The organism is Staphylococcus debuckii (genome assembly GCF_003718735.1).
Taxonomy (GTDB): Bacteria; Bacillota; Bacilli; order Staphylococcales; family Staphylococcaceae; genus Staphylococcus; species Staphylococcus debuckii.
On sequence record NZ_CP033460.1, the window covers coordinates 289,601 to 309,907 of the forward strand.

Consider the following 20,307-nt stretch of genomic DNA (forward strand, 5'->3'; position numbering starts at 1 on the left):
GAAGTAAGTGTGTTGAAATTAAGTAAGATGAATGTGAACTTCGGTTCAGTTCAAACGAATTTACCTGCTCAAATTCGTTTAGAAATCAGAAATGAGCAGATAATAAATATTGAAGCATCAAAATTAAATAAAGAAGACGTTTATTTAGGAAAAACTAAAGCAGAAGATGGACTAGTTGCTATTATTGAAAATGATGAGTTTCCATACTATGTGCATATTAAGCAACATAAGATTTATTGCACGCCTTATTTGAATGATAAGACGGAGGGGAGTCTAAATATTCAAGTCAAAGTTTATCATAACCGTTTCAAAGTGGAGCCGACACGCTACAGCTATAAAGTGGTAGATACTTACAGCGACGCCATAACCGAGCTCGATGCATCATTATTTAAAAAGGGTCGCAAACCATTTATTGAGGATGAATCCAATCGCATTGGTGATCCGGCGATTTTCGCTAAGTTTAAATATACTGACTACACCACATTTTTAGAATATACCAACTCTAAGAAAGACTTTGCGTTTAAAACGAATGTTTTAGAAGTACTAACACCTTCACAGTTAAACTTTGATTTCAATAGTGCCAATGAATTGGTAGTTGCGAAAGATAAACACCGACAAATTATCAGACTTAATGATTTGAAAAAAATGAAAGATATTAAATTAGATGACTATTTCTTAAATTATACTCAGAAACCTATCTATTTAAAAATGAATGATAAATTCTTTATTATCAGTTATCACAATCAAAAACTCAGTATTAAAACTGATAAAGAAAAAGAATTACTGTGCCAACGCAGTAATATTTCAGTGAAAAGATCAGGACGTTATATTACGATATTTGGAGAAATTATGTATAATGCTCCTGTTCAACCTGATACTTTAATCACAAAATCTGGTCAATTTTTAGCTAAAATAAAATGGATAAATCAAAATCATTTTACTGCTAAAGTTAAAATTAAAAAATTACGTCATTTGAAAGAGATTCATAACACGATTTTTACTGCGCTGAACGGTAAGAGATTTCATCCGTTATATCAAAGTAAAAAAGCTGGCGATAATCGCAAAGTTTTACTTGCTTTCAATACCAGAGGACACGCTATTATTTTACGCCGGAATGCAGCGAATAATTTGAGTTTCGGTAATCTACCTGAATTAAAAATTTATAATCCTTGGCATAAATTTAAAATTAATGCAGCCTACAAGCTAGCGCCGATTTATAAGTTTTTAAACAGAAAATATAATTTGAACGTTTATTTTGAAAAAGAAGCTTCTAAAGCAGTAGAATCCGGCAAATATGTCTTTGAAGCTGCTGCCGGCAATAAAAAATTCAAATCTGATAATGTATTTATTTTAGATAAGTCTTCTCCTCAATATAAAAGTATGAAGAAAAAGTGGGGAGACAAGGTTGTTGAACGTTTCAGTTTCCGAAATTATCTATATGTCTTTGCTGCAGATTATTTTATTTCTAGTGAACTCAGCAATCATGTAATCAATACTAGAATCTTTGATGATAAATTAAATCGTAAAATAAAAGTAACACCGCTATACTTTTTACAACACGGTGTTACTTTCTTGAAACCGCGTGATGATTCTAAAAATGTAGGCTTTCATAAAAGTAATATGACTAACAATATTGCTAAGTCGGTTGTAAGTTCAGATGTAGAAGCCGAAATCTTCCATGACATGGGTTATAACGACTTTGAATTAATGAAAACTGGGATGCCTAAATTTGATGGAGCAAATCTTGAAGAGGGCGCAGATAAAATCACTTACATGCCGACATGGCGTCCTTGGGAAGAAGCGGAAGTTTTCAATGGCCACATAGAAGAGACCACTTATTATCAATCTATTATGGAAGTCATTGAAGCCTTTGAGAAAGCGGGATTGTTAAGTCGTTTGCAAATTGCGGCGCATAATAAATTCTCTCAATATGCTAAGAATCACTTTAATCAATATAATGATATTTTCGTGGAAGATCCTACAGATACCTTGAAAAACTCTGTTATCTATATCACAGATATTTCTTCTATTATCTTTGATGCAATTAATCACGGCGCTTTCCCTATTTTCTATTGGAAAGAATTTGAGGATATTATTGCTAAGCATGGCGGTACAACGCCTGCTAACCGTGAAAATGTTCCGGGAGTCGTAGCAGACGATGAGAATGAATTGATAGAGGCGGTGAAATCAGCTATTAACAATGACTTTAAACTTCCGCCGAAAGTACTGGAAAACTATCGTCGTATCAATGAATTCCATGATAATCAAAACACACAACGTGTGATTAATGAATTAGTTAATGATGGTGTATTACAGAAAAAGTAACAGAATAAACAAATGGTTGGATTGCTTTGATAGGGAAGTGATTCAGCCATTTTTTCTTTTTAAAAATCCATGGGAAAATAGGGAATAGAGTAACTAAAGCTAAACAGTGATTGATGGAGGTAAAGTTATGAACAATATTAATATAAAGGATGCTTCGCAGAATAACCTAAAACATATTGATGTTAATATTCCCAAACATTTAATTACGGTGTTTACAGGTCGTTCTGGTTCAGGGAAATCATCTCTCGTCTTTAACACTATTGCAGCTGAATCCGAAAGGCTGTTGAATGAAAGTTATTCGAGTTATATTCAGTTTCATTTGAATCAACAACCTAAACCGAAAGTGGGAGAGATTAAGAATTTACCAGTTGCGATGACTATTAGTCAAAAACGGTTCAATGGCAATTCACGTTCCACAGTAGGGACTGCCTCTGATATCTATGCTGCCGTCAGATTATTATGGTCCAGAGTAGGAGAACCGTTTGTCGGTTACTCTGATGTATTTTCTTTTAATAGTCCGAATGGCATGTGTGAAACTTGCGAAGGCTTAGGCTACATTGAAGATATTAATTTAGATGAACTGCTGGATTGGGATAAATCGCTTAATGAAGGTGCGATTGACTTTCCTTCGTTCGGTCCTGATAAAGAACGCGGTAAAGCGTATCGAGATAGCGGTTTGTTTGATAATGATAAGAAGTTGAAAGATTATACTAAAGAGGAACTGGATTTATTCTTATATCAAGAACCGATGAAGTTGAAAAATCCTCCGAAAGAGTGGCGTAAATCTGCTAAGTACGTCGGTTTAATTCCAAGATTCAGCAGAATATTCTTAGGAGATAAAGAGTTCAATAAAAAACGTTATGCTAAGCATCTGAAAAATGTTGTGACGAATAAAGTATGTCCAACGTGTCATGGGCAACGCTTAAACCAGAAAGTATTAAGCTGTAAAATTAATGGCAAAAATATTTCTGAATTTACGCAAATGACTATCAAAGAGAATATAGAATTTCTAGATCAATTAGAAAATCCGACAGCGCAATATATTATTGAACCGTTACGTGCACAATTAGAAGCATTGGATTATATCGGACTAAGTTATTTAACGTTGAACCGTGTCACAACAACACTTTCAGGCGGAGAAGCACAACGTCTTAAGTTAATACGCCATTTGAATAGTCCGTTATCAGATTTGGTTTATATTATCGACGAGCCAAGTGTCGGCCTGCATCCGGAAGATATTTCCAAGATTAATGAAATCCTGCAGTCTTTAAAGGATAAAGGAAATACGGTGTTAATTGTAGAACATGATCCGGATGTGGTTAGAGATGGCGATTATATTATTGATATGGGACCAGGTTCAGGTAAGCATGGCGGTGAAATTACTTTCCAAGGGACATATCAAGAATTATTGAAATCTGATACTTCGACAGGGAAAGCCTTACGCCAGCAACATTATTTGAAAAATAAAGTGCGTGAACCGGATGGGTTTTACCATATCGGCCCCGTTACTCAAAATAATTTAAAAGAAGTTTCAGCTTCTATTCCGAAAGAAGTTCTAACCGTGATTACAGGGGTAGCAGGTTCAGGTAAAAGTACCTTAGTCAAAGCAGGGTTTGAAGACGAAGATAATGTCATTATTATGGACCAAAAAGCCATACAAGGTTCGAGTCGTTCAAACTTGCTGACTTATCTTGGTGTTTTTGACAGTGTCAGAAGCTTTTTCAGCAAGCAGACAGGATTAAGCAAGGCGATGTTCAGTTATAATTCGAAAGGTGCTTGCCCGAATTGCGGAGGTAAAGGTTATATTAAAACAGAACTCGCTTTCATGGGAGACTTTTCCCAAACGTGTGAAGTTTGTCATGGTAAACGTTATCGACCTGAAGTGTTAGAGGCGACTGTAGACGGATACTCAATCGCTGATATTTTAGATTTAACAGTCGACGAGGGTCTTGAATTTTTCAATCAGCAAAGTGATGTTAAAGCTAAGTTAGAAGCCTTGAGCAAAACTGGATTGACGTATATGACACTTGGTCAACCGTTGTCTACCTTATCAGGAGGCGAAATGCAGCGGGTGAAATTAGCTCAGCATTTGGATGAGCAAGTGAAAGACAGTGTCTTCATCTTTGACGAGCCTACGACTGGGTTGCATGAAGCGGATATCCCTGTGTTGATGAAGTGTTTCGATGATTTGATTGCTCAGAATAATACTGTGATTTTAATCGAACATAATTTATCGATAATGTGTGAAGCGGATTGGATAGTAGACGTAGGACCAGGTCCAGGTCTTGATGGAGGAAAAGTATTATTTAGCGGTACCCCTAAAGATTTCATTGAACAAGAAGAGACGCTGACTTCCAAACATTTAAAACGTTATATTCAATAATTTATAGACGCTGAGTAGAGGGTATTAATTCTACTCAGCGTTTTTGCGAGGGAGCGGGAGGTGCGAGCCTCGACACTTTCCTTAACTTATCCAATATTAGCTTTTATTCCAATCAACAAAATTGATAGATTTGTATGTATAAACTCTGTAAGTGCTAATTTAAGTACCAATTACATTTTAAAAGGTAGACAAAATGGTGAATAAATATAAAATAGGAACTACTAGATTACTTTTTATAATAAGCTTTAACCATTCATAAACCTTCAATAACCTTGTAATTTTATAAACTATCTAAAAAAGAGATAATCCAAACTTGAAAAACAACAGAATACTTAACTTAAATATGTTAGCAGAGGAATGAAGTGAATGCGCATAGTTAAAATTTTAAATAATAACATCGTATTATCTAAGTCGGAAGGTGAGGAGTGCATAGTAACGGGCAAAGGTATTGCTTTTGGGAAGAAAAATGGACAACTCATTAATGACGAAAATATAGAGAAAATATTTAGGCTATCTAATCAAGAACGCGAACGAATGATAACTTTATTGAACGAGATCAATAAAGATGTTTTAATGCTGACTCAAAAAATTATCGAAGAAGCGAATCGATTATATGATAAACCGCTTGCTGAGTCTATTTATATTGGACTAACTGATCACATTGATTATGCAATTAAGCGCACTAAAGACAATCTCAACATCACTAATCCATTATTATACGAAATTAGATTGCTTTATCCTAGAGAATATAAAGTTGGGATACATGCCTTAGAAATGATTAAAAGTGAGTTTGATGTGCAGCTTCCAAAAGATGAAGCAGGATTTATTGCGATGCATATTATTAATAATTCAATGGATGAAGATATATCTAACGTATACGAAATTACGAAAATATCTAAAGGTATAATCGATATTGTACATTACCACTTTAATATCGATTTTTCTGAGGAGGAATTAAATTATTCTAGATTCCTTACACATCTTAAATTTTTCAGCCAAAGGATATTAAATAAGCAAAGTTTAAATCAAGTTACAGATGAAAGTATGTTAAAAGGATTAGAAGAAAAATTTCCGAAGATTTCTGAATGTATAAATAAAATTAATATCTTTTTACAACACAATTATCAACACAGTATATCAACAGATGAACGCGTGTACTTAATACTACATATTGCGAGAGTTTTAAAATGAAAGCGTTGACATTTGTATAACTACGTTATATAGTTGAGGTAAGTTAAATATATCTGTTGCTTTTGATAGCTGTTTACCAGCTATTTGGGATTGTTACTTTAAGCAGGCAAAACCCAGAGTAATACAAGACGAAACCAGTTAAGGTGGGTCTTTGTGTTATTCTGGGTTTTTTTATTTGAAAATTGAGGTGAGAAGGATGAAGTATGAAAGTTTAGCAGAGGACATAATTGAAAAAGTTGGCGGGGAAGAGAATATTGATACTTTAACCCACTGTATAACAAGGTTGAGATTTGTTTTAAAAGATAAATCTAAAGCTGATACCGAGTATCTTAAAAATCATGAAGAAATAGTTACAGTAGTAGAATCAGGAGGACAATACCAAATTGTAATTGGTAACCATGTTCCAGATGTTTATGATGCTGTCAAAAGTAAACTGAGTTTAGAAGAAAAAAATAATGAAAAAAGAAACGATGCCAATAAAGGTAATTTGTTAAATCGTTTTATTGATTTGATTTCAGGTATCTTCCAACCGCTTTTGGGAGTTTTGGCAGCAGCAGGAATGATTAAAGGTTTTACCATTTTGTTTTTTGCCTTGGGTCTGATAACGCAAGAATCTGGAACTTATCAATTATTATATGCAATTAGTGATGCTTTATTTTATTTTTTCCCGATTTTCATTGGGTTTACTGCAGCTAAAAAATTCGGTTCTAATGAATTTATTGGTATGACAATAGGTGCTATATTAGTTTATCCGACTTTAGTAAATGCTATGAAATTAGGAGCGAAAGGGTCACAAACGCTCTTTGAAGGTACATTATTCCAAGTACAAAGTCATATGGATTTTTTAGGAATTCCAGTCATATCAATGACATATACTTCTAGTGTTATTCCAGTAATTATAGCTGTGTATTTTGGAAGTAAATTAGAAAAATATTTGAAAAAAGTGATGCCTAGTGCCTTAAAAATGTTCTTAGTTCCATTATTTGTATTGTTAATTACAGTTCCGCTTACATTCTTAGTAATTGGACCTATAGCGTCATGGTTGGCAAATTGGATAGGTGTAGGTACTGAATCTTTATATGGATTAAGTCCGATTATAGCAGGATTGTTAGTAGGCGCCTTTTGGCAAGTATTTGTCATTTTCGGTCTACACTGGGGCTTAGTAGCTATCATAATTAATAACCTCGGTACAAGAGGTTTTGATATTGTTACACCTTTAATGGTTTCAGCTACTTTCGCTCAAACAGGTATCGTATTAGGAATATTATTAAAAACTAAAAATAAAAAATTGAAAGCTATTAGTATACCTGCAGTTATATCAGGAATATTTGGTATAACAGAACCGGCTATTTATGGTGTTACATTACCTCGTAAAAAACCATTTATTTATAGTTGTATTATTGCTGGATTAACAGGAGGCCTTGTTGGCTGGGCTGGAACAAAATTGCATTCCATTGGAGGATTAGGCATATTCAGCTATCCGTCATTTATAGGTAAAAATGGAATAGATAGTAGTTTCTGGTGGGTTTTAATCGCTACTGGAATAGCTCTTGCAATAGGAGCCGTTGTAGGTTTCTTAACTCATTCTGATAAAAAAAAGAGACAGAAGACAATGAAAATGCAGATTTAAAAAATAGTGATGATGAAGTAAGTACAGTTTATAAAGAAAATCGTAAAAATGAAGATGAATTTATTGGTTCACCATTAACAGGAAATGTTATCAATTTAGCGCAAGTGAACGATCCTTTATTTTCTTCAAAAGCAATGGGCGAAGGTGTTGGTATAATACCTGAAAATAATACTATAAAAGCGCCTATATCTGGAAAAATAGAAAGCCTGTTTCCGACAGGTCACGCCTTAGGTATCCGTTCAGAAAATGGTACGGAAATCTTAGTGCATATTGGTATTGATACAGTAAAATTGGAAGGCAAAGGGTTTAAAACTCATGTGAACCAAGGAGATTATGTGGAAAAAGGACAATTATTGGTTGAATTTGATAGTGAAATTATTAAGGAAAATGGATTAGATGATGTAGTAATCGTTGTAATTACGAATACAAATGAAGTAGAGCAAGTTGTAGTTGAAAATAAAAACAAAGTTGAAGAGGGAGAAAACATAATATCTATAATTTCAGAAAAGGAAATAGCTGTTCCTAATAACTATGAATTGAAAAAAGTTTAAAGAACAAGACTTTTAATTTTATTAAATAAAGGAGAAGTTATATATGAATATTCAATCAGGATTCAAAGAAGACTTTTTATGGGGCGGTGCAACAGCTGCTAATCAAATTGAAGGTCAATATGATAAAGATGGTAAAGGTCTAACTAGTGCTGATTTTGCTGAATTTATCCCTAAAGAAAAAAGAACAAAAGATAACCATTTAAATATAACAAGCGATCATGTAAAAGAAGTGTTAACAGGTGAACATGAAGGATATTTTCCTAAAAGATTCGGTATAGATTTCTATAACACTTATAAAGATGATATTAAATTATTTGCCGAGATGGGTTTTAAGGCTTTTCGAATGTCTATAAGTTGGGCACGTATTTTTCCAAATGGATATGATAAAGAACCTAATGAAGCAGGATTAAAATTCTATGAAGATGTATTTAAAACACTAAAATCGTATGGGATTGAGCCAGTCGTTACTCTCAGCCATTATGAAACACCATACGGTTTAACTGAAAAATATAACGGATGGATGGACAGAGCAGTTATTAAACATTTTGTGAGATATGCAGAAACTGTATTTACACGTTATAAAAAATATGTGAAATACTGGATAACTTTTAATGAAATCAATATTATTAATATCTCTCCATTTACTGGAGGAGGAGTTCTTACTGATAAATTAGAAAATCCAAAAGCTGCTTCATACCAAGCTTTACATCATCAATTTTTAGCCTCTAGTTTAGCTACAAAAAAATTAAAAGAAATAAATCCTGAGGCTCAAATGGGATGCATGCTTGCTAGAATGAAATATTATCCAAATACTCCGAATCCTGAAGATGTACTTAAGGCTTTACAAGACAATCAGAGAAACTTGATGTACACAGATGTTCATGTTTTTGGAGAATATCCTAATTCTTATAAAAAATTCTTGAGTGACAATAATATCGAACTGGATATTCAAACAGGAGATTTGGAAATACTGAAATCTTATACAGTGGATTATGTTTCTATAAGTTACTATATGTCTATGCTTTCTTCAACTTCTCCTGAAGGAAAAGTAACAGCAGGAAACCTTATGAATAGCTTGAAAAATCCATATTTAGAGGCTTCTGATTGGGGATGGCAAATAGATCCTGTAGGCTTAAGAATTGTTTTGAATGAGTTATGGGATAGATATCATGTACCATTATTTGTTGTAGAAAATGGTCTAGGAGCACATGACAAGCTTGAAAACGGCAAGGTACATGATGATTATCGAGTTGATTATTTGAAGCGCCATATTACGGAAGCGAAAAGAGCTGTTGAAGACGGTGTTGATTTAATGGGATTTTTAGCTTGGGGACCTATTGATTTGATTTCTATGTCTACAAGCGAAATGAGTAAAAGATATGGCTTCATTTATGTTGATCAAGATGATTATGGCAAAGGTTCTAAAAAAAGAATTAAAAAAGATTCATTTGATTGGTATAAACATCTTATTAAAACTAATGGTAAGGAATTGTAGTGACCTTACTTAAATAGCGATAAAACAAGACTGGGGAATGGGACAGAATATAATGTCCCGCTCTCCAGTCTTTTCTAAAACTGACCACTTATTTTATTAGAATATAGGGTAAGATAAAGCGAGACAATATTATTCATTCTTTAGTAAATAGAAATAACAGCTAATAGTGAAAATTTAAGGGAATGAAGGAGTAAACAGCATGACACAAACATTATATTTGATTCGACATGGCCAGACACTTTTTAACCAGAAGAAACAAATACAAGGCGCGTCAGATTCGCCATTAACAGAACTTGGAAAAGAACAGGCAGAAGCAGCGAAACGCTACTTGGACCGGTTGAATTTAAGTAATTATGAATTATTTTCTTCTACACAAGAACGTGCTTCTGATACTTTAGAAATCTTGTTTCCAAATGAACCGTATACCAGATTGAAGGGCATTAAAGAATGGAATTATGGCATGTTTGAAGGAGAATCAGAGTTGCTGAACCCTCCTCGTGAAAAAGGTGTAGCTTTATTTGGGGAGTTTTTTGCGAATTATGGTGGAGAAACAGCGGATGAAGTGCAAGATAGAGCAGTGGCTACGCTTACTGACATCATGGCACAAACTACGAAACAGAATGTGATTACCGTCAGTCATGGTGATGTTTTGCTATTATTTGCACGGAAATGGCTACCGTTAGAAGAAGTTCAAAAAATGCATTTTGGTAATTGCTGTATTTTAAAATTTGAATATGAAGATAATAAATTTAGATTTTTGGAAATCATAAATCCTACTGTAAATTGAGCATAAAACAAGGCTAGGCAACTCCTCAACGGAACTGCCTAGCCTTTTACAATAGGGTTGTGCTATTCATCTATATTTTAATTTATTATTCAGGTTTTAAGTCTAAAGTGCCCATTTCTTCGCGCAAGTTATAAATTTTGTCTGGTGTTACGTCTTCACCAAGTGGATCTACAACTTTCAATGTTGAGAATGTGCTTACAACTTGTCCGCGAATCATTTTAAGGTATTCTTGTCTCAATTCATGTTGTTCTTGTTTTTCTGATGTGCTGAGTACCATTTCTTTTTCTTTATTTGCAAGTTCATTAATTCTATCTAATAATTTCATAATCAGTTTGTTCCTCCTTAGTTATGTTTGGTGGGAAATGTGGAATCACATAATCGCCCAATTCTTTCATTAAATCTTGATACGTTCTTTCATGTGTCAATAAATGCAGCATGATATGATTTGTACCAATACGTTCATAAGATTTTAATACATTAATCAATGTGTTTCGGCCTAATCTGTAGCCGCCTTTAACAGGTTTGATTTTTTCATTCGGATCTTTTGATAAATCAATGACTAGCGGATGCATAAAAGGTTTGAATTCATCGTTGTCGTGCCACTCTTTGAGGAGTGCTTTTTGTTGTTGGAAACCTTGCGGGTAAAACATCCAGCCATCCATATTTTCTTTGATCCAGTTAATATCTTGTTTAGCATATCCTGTCGCAAAGAGCGGGATATGATTATATTTCGGTAATACTTGCAAGCCGGAATCCTCATATAACTCAAAGATAGAGTTAGAGATTTGAGGGGAGTGGTCTTGCCATAGTGCTTTCAGTGAATCAACAGTTTCTCTGAATCTTAAAGATAACGTCTCAGGTTCGATTTTGAACGCTGGAAACTCAAATTGGCGGTCTCCAGTTGCGAGTCCCATTAGTAATCGCTCTCCCGATATCAAGTCAAGAGTCGCAGCTGCTTTAGCAATGTGAATTGGATGACGTAATGTCGCAACAATACTAGATGTTCCGAGAGCAATTTTACTAGTTCGAGCACTGAGGTAAGTTAAAAATACAAACGGATCGTAGTTTGTCGTTACATTACCTAAATGCGGACTATAAAGCGGGTTGTCTCGTACAAATAGGCTCGTAAATCCAAGTTCTTCAGCGTACTGCGCCAATTGAGCTTGCTGTTCAAACGACAATGCGATGTTTTCAGAGTTATCAAAAGGAATCGTTAAACCTAAGGTCAAATGGTCCTTTTGAAAAGTCCGTTTGAAACCATTGTGTTGATTGATTGTTGTCACGTCTATCCCTCCTAACTTGAATGATTAGACAACTTTTTAAACGTCTTAATCAAGTTGTCTACAAGCATTCTACACCGTTTGGTAAACTAACACAAGCCTTGTGCTTACGCGGTTTATAGATTTAGTCAAAAAAGGTCAAAAAACGTTGATTTGACGCGGTTTTAAATAAAAAAATAAATTACGATGATACAATTCTTTCTGCTAGTTTCAGAAAATAAGAGATGGGTAAACAAGATTATATTGAAAATTTAGGATGAGCAAATAAAAATGAAAAAATTATTCTTATGGAATTCACTATTTTGGTTTGTAGTACATATGGTCATTTCTACGCTCGGCACCAGAATTCCTTCAAGTTTCTTTATACGCTACACAAATCTTTTTAAAAGTTGGCCTTTTGAAGAGGAAGGACGCTTTTGGCAGAAATATTTTAAAGTAAAAGTATGGAAACAGCATTTGCCTAATGGGCAAAGTTTTAATCCGGCTGTCAGAAGCCATACTACAGTGGCTAAATCTGCTTCTTATACCGAATTACATCAATTTATTATCGAAACACGCCGCGCAGAATTGATTCATGCACTCTCAATACTGCCAGCGTTTATTTTTTTACCTACTTCTAAACCTATAAAGTACATCAATTTAACTTATGCATTTGCGGCCAATTTACCTTGTTGGATTGCACAGCGCTATAACCGTCCGAATTTAGAACGTTACGCAGAGAAAGTCTTACAAAGAGAAAAAAGGTGATTAAATGGACACACAGAAAGTTGCCATCATTGGAGGCGGTCTCGGAGGCATTTCAGCAGCGATACGTTTAGCGCAAGAAGGCTATCAAGTTGACCTCTATGAACAAAATAAACATATCGGAGGTAAGGTCAATCGCTTAGAAACGCAGGATTTCGGGTTTGATTTAGGGCCTTCTATCTTAACAATGCCCAAAATCTTCAAACGGCTCTTTGAATATAGCCATAAGAAACTAGAAGATTATGTTCAAATCCGCAAGATGAATCTCCAAATCCGTAATTTTTATCCAGATGGAACACAAATTGATTTATATGAGAATCTGCAGGACATGCTCTTGCAAAATCCTGAACTGACACCTCATGATATTGCCCAACTGCAAGATTTCTTTGATTATGCGCAACGCATTCATCATTATGCAGAGATAAGTTATTTCGATAAAGGTATCGATACACTTTCATCGATGATTCGCTATCATGGACCATTTGCTGCGTTGAAGCACTTTGATTACTTTCATACGATGCAAGAAGCGATTGATAAACGTGTAGATAATCCTTATCTGCGTGAGATGTTAGGTTATTTTATTAAATACGTCGGGTCTTCTGCTTATGATGCGCCGGCCGTCTTATCATTATTGCCGCAAATGCAGCATGCAGAAGGGTTATGGTATGTAGACGGCGGTATCCATAAACTGGCACAGGCTTTAGAGCAACTTGCATGCGAAGAAGGTGTTCAACTTCATTTCGAACAAGAAATCACGCGCTTGATTCCTGAGCATAAATATCTTAAATATGCTGAGTTGAAAGACGGCTCGCTTATCCAGGCAGATTATTTCGTTTCTAATATGGAAGTCATTCCGCTCTATCGTCATTTGCTAGATTTCAAAGACAAAGATTTAGATAAGTTGGAACGTAAATTCGAACCTGCCGCATCAGGTTATGTCATGCATCTAGGAGTAGACAAATCGTACCCGGCACTCCGCCATCACAATTTTTTCTTTTCAAAGGATTCAAAGCGTAATTATCATGAAGTATTTCATGAGTATGTGTTGCCGCAAGATCCGACGATTTATGTGGTGAATACCAATAAGACGGATGCTGCACAGGCGCCGGATGGGTATGAGAACATCAAAGTCTTGCCGCATATTCCTTATATTCAGCAACAGCCTTTCTCGGAAGCGGATTATCGCCAATTTCGAGAGACCGTGCTGAATAAATTGGAGCGTATGGGACTGACAGATTTACGTGAGCATATTGTTTATGAGGATATTTGGACGCCGCATGAAATTGAACGTCATTACAAATCTAATAAAGGTGCGATTTACGGTGTGGTTTCCGATAGAAAGAAAAATAAAGGATTCAAATTTCCTAAACATAGTCAGTATTATGACAATTTGTACTTTGTAGGCGGTTCTGTCAATCCGGGACCAGGGATGCCTATGGTGACATTAAGCGGGATGCAAGTTGCGGATTTAATTACTAGCCGAAAGAGAAAGTAGGGGTAATATGAAACATTTACAGCGTTGGTTGAGCGGCTTTACAGTGGCTTCAATCGTGTGCGGCTCCTTGATGTATCGCTATCGAAAGAGAATTACTGCACAAACTGCCAACGCTCATCAAGGTGTCAGTATTATTATTCCCGCGCGTAATGAAGCAAAGAACTTACCGCGTCTGTTAGCGTCTTTGACAGAAGCAGAAAATACAGAAGTAATTGTAATGGATGATGGTTCGACGGACGCTACAAGAGATATTGCGGAAGGTTATGGCGCCAAGGTGTACGCTGTTCTTGATGACGTTGAATGGCAAGGAAAGTCGCATGCTTGTTATGAAGGAAGTTTGAAAGCACAGAAAGCGTTATTCATGTTTGTAGATGCGGATGTGTGGTTTGAAGCGGAAGACAGCTTGAAGCGCATCCTTGCACAATATCAGCAACAAGGGAATCAAGGGTTGCTCTCCATCCAACCTTATCATTACATTGAAGCGCCGTATGAAAATTTCTCGGTTATCTTTAATTTAATGACAGTAATCGGTATGAATGTCTTTTCAGTGACTCGTGAAAAGAATACCCCAGAAAGTGCTTTCGGCCCAGTGTTGCTGACTAATCGAGCAGACTATTTCCGAACTCAAGGGCACCGCAACGCTGCCACACAGATTATCGAAGGCTTTGCTTTAAGTGAAGCTTATCATCAAGCAAACTTGCCTGTGCGGCTATTTGAAGGAGAGGGCACAGTCAATTTCCGCATGTATCCACAAGGAATGCGTAGTTTGATTGCAGGATGGTCCAAACACTTTGCGGTCGGTGCTCAAAATACCCAAAGCAGTGTGATGTTATTGATTATGGCTTGGCTCTTTGGCTCGGCCGCTTCATTAGCTCAAGTTATCGCTGCACTCTCTAAACCGAAAGCTAGGACTCAATCACAAACCTTGCGTGCACTGTCTTTATATACGCTTTATGGTCTGCAATTTTACCGTTTAGGCCGCAGAACAGGTAGCTTTAAGTCCTGGCTCATACTCGCACACCCAATGTGCTTTGCCTTTTTTATCTTTATCTTTTCTAAATCGTGGTTTGACGTCAACATACGCAAATCCGTGCGCTGGAAAGGGCGCAATATTACTATTAAAAAATAGGACAGTCAGCGAACGTCCGAGTTGAAGGTGAATAAATATGAAAATCGCAATTATAGGCGGCGGAATTGCAGGATTAGCTGCAGCTGCCAGATTATCAGCGCAACATCATGAGGTAACCATATATGAAAAGAACAGCCGAGTGGGAGGCCGAATGTCCCGCTTTACTGACCAGGGATTTACATTTGATATGGGCCCTACAATTGTGATGATGCCGGATACGTATTATGATGTCTTTCACTTTGCTGGCAAAAATCTAGACGACTATCTAGAGATGAAACAATTGCCCTATCTATATGATGTCCATTTTGCAGATGATGACAAAATCTCGATTCCGACAGATTTAGTAGAACTACGCAACACCTTGGAAAATATTGAAGAGGGGACTACGCATGGCTTTATGCAATTTCTGACAGATATTTATCAGCGTTATGAAATTGCACGAGAGCACTTTTTAGAACGGGCTTTTAGAAAGCCGACCGACTTCTACAATCCTTATACCCTCTATCAAGGAATGCGTTTGAAAACATTCGGTAATGCGCAGAACCTCATTGATAACTATGTTGAAAATGACAAAATCAGAAAGATGTTAGCCTTTCAAACGTTATATATCGGCATTGATCCTAAGCGTACGCCTTCGCTATATACGCTCATTCCTATGGTAGAAATGATGTTTGGGGTGCATTATATTAAAGGCGGTATGTATGGTTTTGCTGAGGCGTTGAAGCGGTTGAATGAAGAACTCGGCACGCGTATTATGACGGATGCAGAGATAGAAGAAATTGTGATTGATTCGCGCTTCAAGCAAGCAGATGGCGTTAAGGTCGACGGTCAGTATGAACACTTCGATAAAGTACTGTGTACAGCGGATTTCCCTTATGCTGCCCAGCATCTGTTTAAAGATGAAACTCAATTAGTAGCTTATCCGAAAAAGAAAATCGATAAGATGGATTATGCTTGTTCAGCTTTCTTGATGTATATCGGCATTGATGAAGATTTAAGCGAGCAATTGCGCATTCATAATGTCATCTTTGCGGAAGACTTTGAACAGAATATTGATGACATTTTCAGCGGACGTCTGCCGAAAGACCCTTCTATTTATTTACATGCACCCAGTGTGGAAGACCCGGCGCTTGCTCCTGAAGGAAAAACTGGAATTTATGCATTGATGCCAGTTCCTGAATTGAAAGTAGGCCAAGTAGATTGGGAGAATCCAGAAACCATTCAAACCGCGAAACAACACATTTACGCTAAACTAAACAAAGCTGTTGGTACACAAGATATTGAGTCTAAAGTATTAACGGAAACGATTTTTACACCTAAAGATTTTGAAAATGAGTACAATGCGAAATTCGGCGCTGCATTTGGTTTAATGCCGACATTGGCGCAAAGTAATTATTATCGTCCGCATAATGTCAGTCGAGATTATAAAGATTTATATTTTGCAGGGGCAAGCGTGCATCCTGGCGCAGGCGTCCCTATTGTCTTAACGAGTGCTAAAGTGACAGTGGATGAAATGTTGAAAGACATAGAGAATGGCGTGTAATGAGCAGATACTTTCTCTTCGACCTAGGTTTAAGCGTTAAGATAAGGTGTATAAATAACTGGAGAGGTGAATGTTTGATGAAAAAAATATTAGTAGCAGTCACAAATGTATCGAAATATCCAGATTTAGCGCGTCCAACAGGTGCATGGCTCGGAGAAGTCGTTCACTTTGCGGATGAATTCTATAAAGCAGGTTACGAAATAGATTATGTCAGCCCAGAAGGCGGCTTTGTACCTATTGATCCTGCCAGCTTACAAGAAGATTTCATGTCAGATGTAGATTGGAAATATTATACAGATCATAAATTCATGACTCAATTGAATCACTCTTATAAACCTGACGAAGTACATGCTGAAGATTACGAAGTGATTTATTACGCAGGCGGACACGGCGTAATGTGGGACTTTGCACAAGATAAAGGATTAATAGAGCTAGCTGAAAAAATTTACTCAGATAATGGCTACGTGACAGGTGTTTGTCATGGCCCAGCCGGCTTATTGAATATCAAAAATGACGGTCAGAACTTGATTAAAGGTAAAAGAGTAGCCGGTTTCTCTAATAGCGAAGAATCTCAAATGGGTGTTGAAGACAACTTGCCTTATCTTTTAGAAGATGCCTTGAAAGACAAAGGCGGCGAATACGAAAAAGGTGACGATTGGTCATCATTCGTAGTGACAGATGGTCGATTAATTACAGGCCAAAATCCACAATCCGCACAACAAGTTGCATTAGATACGTTGAAAGCATTAGGTCACAAATAATGGATAGAGGAAAGACTAAAGTTCCGGCTTTAGTCTTTTTTGTGCTCTGCGGATTTTCGGTTGAATTTTTTTCTAGTGGTGATTACAGGATGTTCTGAGTTTCGCAACTGAGTTTAGTGGTAAAGACCAACTAAGTTGTATAACGAATAGAGGGGTGAAGCGGATGACGGTTAGGTGTATTTATGAAGGTAAAACGCACCAGCTTCAATCAACTGAACAGATTCACGAAGTACCTAAAGATAGCGAATTTATTTGGTATGACGTGATAGCACCGACGAATGAAGAAAAAGAATTTTTAAAGCAGACCTTTAAATTAAGTACGAAAGAAATTGAATCATCAGTATATACTTTATCTCAACCGGATATTTCACGAAATTCCCATCGAGAAGCACGTCACATTATTGCACATACGTTAGTTGATAAAGATTTTACGGCACGTGCACTGGGGATTACGATTGCAGGTAATACTATTGTCACATTGCATCATTCTGAGTTGGCATCGGTTTCTGACGTCAAACAACAGTTGTTAGATCATCAGCTTAAACCTGATGCTGAATTAGTGACTTTAGCACTTTTAGAAAATATTGTAGATACTTATTTTGTGCATGTTGAAAAAATCGAAGAGCGTGTATTTTCTTTTGAAACATATAACATGGAATCTGCACGAAATAAGAAACTCATGCAGCAAGTTTTCGATATCAGAGCCGAAATTATTAAGTTGAAACGTATCTTATTACCGATGGAACAGTTGGTCGATACGATTAAAGCATTTGGGACATTTGATAAAGATTCACAAAAATCTCAGTTGTTCTATGATATTTATAATCAATTAAGACATGAAACTGAAACTTTAGCCTCGTGCGAAGATTTAACAGATGAGATTAAAGACAATGACCAATCCTATCACACCACACGTATCAGCAAGGTGATGAATGTATTGACGATTATTTCATCTATCTTCTTCCCGCTCTCTTTCTTATGCGGATGGTACGGTATGGGCTTCAAATTTATGCCAGAATACGATTGGAAATACAGCTATCCAGTCTTTATCGTCCTGGCTATTGTCATCACTGTAGCTTTAGTGATGTTATTTAAAAAGAAAAAATGGTTTTAAGATGAAATTGAATAATTTTTGGAATCCTGGAGTAGATGCAGTACTTCAGGACTTTCTTTTGCTTTAGCGCGTTTTCAGTCGCTTCAGCAGTGGTATCTAGTATATAAAAGCGACACTTGAAAAGGCGTGAACATAATGACATTAACTTGCATGTATCAAGACGAAAATCAACAAATTATCACCACCAGCCAATTAGATAAAGTTCCCAAAAATAGTGGCTTTGTGTGGTATGACTGTATCCAACCTACCAAAGAGGAAAAGGAATATCTTCAAAACGACTTGAATTTAGATCAAAATGAAGTGGCTTCTTCAATTTACACGTTAGGCCATCCTGATATTTACCATAATGCTGAAGAAGATATTAAGCACATCGTCGTGCACACATTGGACACGAAAGATTTTTCGGCGCGTCCATTGAATATTACGATTACGGAAAATAGTTTAGTCACGATTCATCAGTCTAAAATAGAGCTTATCGATTATTTACAAGAATCATTAGAAAAAGGCTCAATTAAGCCGGATGCCGAAATGATTACTCTGAAGTTATTGCATAAGATTATCGAATCCTATTTTGCTTATGTAGGAGAAATTGAGGAAGAAGTATTCAATTTGGAATATCAAAATGTAGATTCCGATCGTAATAAAAAATGATGAGGGAAGTTTACGATATTCGAGCTGAAATTATTAAATTGAAACGCATTATCTTACCGATGGAACAGTTAGCAGAAACGATTCAGACATCTAATCATTTCAATGAGAACCAACATAAGAAACGCTTAGTGCATCGCATCTTGAATCAATTGAAGCATCAAACGGCCACTTTGAAGGCCTGTGAAGAACTAACCGACGAAATTAAAGATAATAATGAATCGTATCATTCGAGCCGTATCAATAGTGTGATTAATGTCTTAACTATTCTTTCTTCAATCTTTTTCCCACTCACACTTCTTACAGGATGGTTCGGAATGAACTTCACCAATATGCCGGAGCTTCACTGGAAATACAGCTATTTCGTCTTCATCGGCATTACAGTCGTGTTATCTATTGCGCTGATTGTGTTATTTAAAAAGAAAAGATGGTTTTGAGTTGAAGAATTGAGATCTAGACACTTTGCGGAATTTAGTGTCTAGATTTTTGTGTGTAGAATACTTCATGGTCGGATTTGCGGATATATTGGCCAAGAATGAAGTCAACGTGTCCAATAAACGGATATATTGGCCAAGAATGGAGGCAACGTGTCCAATAAACGGATATATTGGCCAAGAATGGAGGCAACGTGTCCAATAAATGAATATATTGGCCAAGAATGAGAGCAACGTGTCCAATATATCCGCGCATCACTCCCACACGCCCCCTCGCATACTCTAAACACCACCAAATAAAGCGCACTCTCCGAGAGGTGCGCTTTAACAATATTATTGTCCTGAATCAGTCGCTACATTTTCATCACCAGCAGCTTGTCCATCGTATCCTGAATTTACCGCAGTACCGGTCTCATCATTAGTAGCAGGTGCATTTACAGACGTTTCCGCATTTTCTGCACCTTGTGTGTCGTAGTTGCTTGGTGCAGGAGCAACATTCTGCTCATTATAATCTGTGCCATATACAGGTTCCGTAGATACCGTAGCTTCTGTTTCTGTATTTTGCTGCTTATCTTCAGAATCCTTCTTATCTTTTTTCGGCTCTTTCTTAGCATCTTTTTTCTCAGAATGATCTTTATGGGTTTTCTGATTTGAGTCGTCAGTAAAGGCTAAATAACCTGTAAAGCCAATTCCGCAAACTAGGAAAAGAAAAATAAATATACTTAATATCTTTTTCAAATGAACATCCTCCATTATTTATGTATAAGTCAATCTTAATTGATTTCAAGCATATTTAC

At 36.3% G+C, this 20,307-nt stretch carries 16 protein-coding genes and 1 pseudogene; 14 read left to right on the top strand and 3 right to left on the bottom strand.

All coding sequences use genetic code 11. The features are described from left to right. The first annotated feature begins 9 nt into the window (after window positions 1–9). The 6 genes and pseudogenes from CNQ82_RS01380 (at window position 10) to CNQ82_RS01410 (ending at window position 10,362) form a co-directional block, all read left to right on the top strand. Window positions 10–2,325 carry a CDP-glycerol glycerophosphotransferase family protein gene (locus tag CNQ82_RS01380; RefSeq protein ID WP_123143742.1) on the top strand — a complete coding sequence of 772 codons (2,316 nt, stop codon included), beginning with the start codon at window positions 10–12 and terminating at the stop codon, window positions 2,323–2,325. A 127-nt stretch (window positions 2,326–2,452) separates the two neighbouring features. Continuing rightward, window positions 2,453–4,708 (top strand): ATP-binding cassette domain-containing protein, encoded by a 2,256-nt coding sequence (locus CNQ82_RS01385; RefSeq protein ID WP_164711923.1) that lies wholly within the window; start codon window positions 2,453–2,455, stop codon window positions 4,706–4,708. A gap of 366 nt (window positions 4,709–5,074) precedes the next feature. After that, window positions 5,075–5,899, top strand: coding sequence for a BglG family transcription antiterminator LicT (gene licT / locus CNQ82_RS01390; RefSeq protein ID WP_123143743.1), 825 nt, complete (start codon window positions 5,075–5,077; stop codon window positions 5,897–5,899). A gap of 196 nt (window positions 5,900–6,095) precedes the next feature. Further along, a pseudogene (locus CNQ82_RS01395) lies at window positions 6,096–8,080 on the top strand (beta-glucoside-specific PTS transporter subunit IIABC). A gap of 43 nt (window positions 8,081–8,123) precedes the next feature. Continuing rightward, window positions 8,124–9,575, top strand: a complete 1,452-nt coding sequence (locus tag CNQ82_RS01405; protein ID WP_123143746.1) for a glycoside hydrolase family 1 protein — start codon at window positions 8,124–8,126, stop codon at window positions 9,573–9,575. Between the two features lie 199 nt (window positions 9,576–9,774). Beyond that, window positions 9,775–10,362, top strand: a complete 588-nt coding sequence (locus CNQ82_RS01410; RefSeq protein WP_123143747.1) for a histidine phosphatase family protein — start codon at window positions 9,775–9,777, stop codon at window positions 10,360–10,362. An 85-nt stretch (window positions 10,363–10,447) separates the two neighbouring features. Here the strand turns inward: CNQ82_RS01410 and CNQ82_RS01415 are convergent, their stop codons facing one another. Next, window positions 10,448–10,687, bottom strand: coding sequence for a DUF896 domain-containing protein (locus CNQ82_RS01415; RefSeq protein WP_015901637.1), 240 nt, complete (start codon window positions 10,685–10,687; stop codon window positions 10,448–10,450). Then, a complete protein-coding gene (locus CNQ82_RS01420) occupies window positions 10,671–11,645 on the bottom strand; it encodes an LLM class oxidoreductase (RefSeq protein ID WP_123143748.1) in 975 nt (324 codons plus the stop codon). Before CNQ82_RS01420 ends, CNQ82_RS01415 begins: the two co-directional genes overlap by 17 nt. Before the next feature lie 267 nt (window positions 11,646–11,912). Between CNQ82_RS01420 and CNQ82_RS01425 the strand changes: the two genes are divergently transcribed. From CNQ82_RS01425 to CNQ82_RS13340, 8 genes are all read left to right on the top strand, one after another. Continuing rightward, on the top strand, window positions 11,913–12,389 hold the full coding sequence (locus tag CNQ82_RS01425; protein WP_123143749.1) for a glycosyl-4,4'-diaponeurosporenoate acyltransferase CrtO family protein: 477 nt from the start codon (window positions 11,913–11,915) through the stop codon (window positions 12,387–12,389). Between the two features lie 4 nt (window positions 12,390–12,393). Then, complete coding sequence (locus CNQ82_RS01430; protein ID WP_123143750.1) at window positions 12,394–13,881, top strand: phytoene desaturase family protein; 1,488 nt, start codon at window positions 12,394–12,396, stop codon at window positions 13,879–13,881. Between the two features lie 7 nt (window positions 13,882–13,888). Further along, window positions 13,889–15,010 carry a glycosyltransferase family 2 protein gene (locus CNQ82_RS01435; protein ID WP_240624901.1) on the top strand — a complete coding sequence of 374 codons (1,122 nt, stop codon included), beginning with the start codon at window positions 13,889–13,891 and terminating at the stop codon, window positions 15,008–15,010. 37 nt (window positions 15,011–15,047) lie between these two features. Next, entirely contained in the window at window positions 15,048–16,553 is a 1,506-nt protein-coding gene (locus CNQ82_RS01440; protein WP_123143751.1) for a phytoene desaturase family protein, read from the top strand. Between the two features lie 77 nt (window positions 16,554–16,630). After that, complete coding sequence (locus CNQ82_RS01445) at window positions 16,631–17,314, top strand: type 1 glutamine amidotransferase domain-containing protein (protein WP_123143752.1); 684 nt, start codon at window positions 16,631–16,633, stop codon at window positions 17,312–17,314. A 163-nt stretch (window positions 17,315–17,477) separates the two neighbouring features. Beyond that, entirely contained in the window at window positions 17,478–18,428 is a 951-nt protein-coding gene (locus CNQ82_RS01450; protein ID WP_123143753.1) for a CorA family divalent cation transporter, read from the top strand. Window positions 18,429–18,563: 135 nt separating this feature from the next. Further along, complete coding sequence (locus CNQ82_RS13335; RefSeq protein ID WP_276308791.1) at window positions 18,564–19,079, top strand: CorA family divalent cation transporter; 516 nt, start codon at window positions 18,564–18,566, stop codon at window positions 19,077–19,079. Further along, window positions 19,076–19,513, top strand: a complete 438-nt coding sequence (locus CNQ82_RS13340) for a CorA family divalent cation transporter (protein ID WP_276308792.1) — start codon at window positions 19,076–19,078, stop codon at window positions 19,511–19,513. The genes CNQ82_RS13335 and CNQ82_RS13340 overlap by 4 nt, the downstream gene beginning before the upstream one ends. 330 nt (window positions 19,514–19,843) lie before the next feature. Here the strand turns inward: CNQ82_RS13340 and CNQ82_RS01460 are convergent, their stop codons facing one another. Beyond that, window positions 19,844–20,248 carry a hypothetical protein gene (locus tag CNQ82_RS01460; RefSeq protein ID WP_123143754.1) on the bottom strand — a complete coding sequence of 135 codons (405 nt, stop codon included), beginning with the start codon at window positions 20,246–20,248 and terminating at the stop codon, window positions 19,844–19,846. Window positions 20,249–20,307: the final 59 nt, after the last annotated feature.

Excerpts from the sequence above, each read along its gene's own strand:
- CNQ82_RS13335 (WP_276308791.1), top strand. The coding sequence starts at position 18,564 with ATGACATTAACTTGCATGTATCAAGACGAAAATCAACAAATTATCACC.
- CNQ82_RS13340 (WP_276308792.1), top strand. The coding sequence starts at position 19,076 with ATGATGAGGGAAGTTTACGATATTCGAGCTGAAATTATTAAATTGAAA.
- CNQ82_RS01415 (WP_015901637.1), bottom strand. The coding sequence starts at position 10,687 with ATGAAATTATTAGATAGAATTAATGAACTTGCAAATAAAGAAAAAGAA.
- CNQ82_RS01445 (WP_123143752.1), top strand. The coding sequence starts at position 16,631 with ATGAAAAAAATATTAGTAGCAGTCACAAATGTATCGAAATATCCAGAT.
- CNQ82_RS01440 (WP_123143751.1), top strand. The coding sequence starts at position 15,048 with ATGAAAATCGCAATTATAGGCGGCGGAATTGCAGGATTAGCTGCAGCT.
- CNQ82_RS01430 (WP_123143750.1), top strand. The coding sequence starts at position 12,394 with ATGGACACACAGAAAGTTGCCATCATTGGAGGCGGTCTCGGAGGCATT.
- CNQ82_RS01425 (WP_123143749.1), top strand. The coding sequence starts at position 11,913 with ATGAAAAAATTATTCTTATGGAATTCACTATTTTGGTTTGTAGTACAT.
- CNQ82_RS01450 (WP_123143753.1), top strand. The coding sequence starts at position 17,478 with ATGACGGTTAGGTGTATTTATGAAGGTAAAACGCACCAGCTTCAATCA.
- CNQ82_RS01385 (WP_164711923.1), top strand. The coding sequence starts at position 2,453 with ATGAACAATATTAATATAAAGGATGCTTCGCAGAATAACCTAAAACAT.
- licT (WP_123143743.1), top strand. The coding sequence starts at position 5,075 with ATGCGCATAGTTAAAATTTTAAATAATAACATCGTATTATCTAAGTCG.
- CNQ82_RS01410 (WP_123143747.1), top strand. The coding sequence starts at position 9,775 with ATGACACAAACATTATATTTGATTCGACATGGCCAGACACTTTTTAAC.
- CNQ82_RS01435 (WP_240624901.1), top strand. The coding sequence starts at position 13,889 with ATGAAACATTTACAGCGTTGGTTGAGCGGCTTTACAGTGGCTTCAATC.
- CNQ82_RS01405 (WP_123143746.1), top strand. The coding sequence starts at position 8,124 with ATGAATATTCAATCAGGATTCAAAGAAGACTTTTTATGGGGCGGTGCA.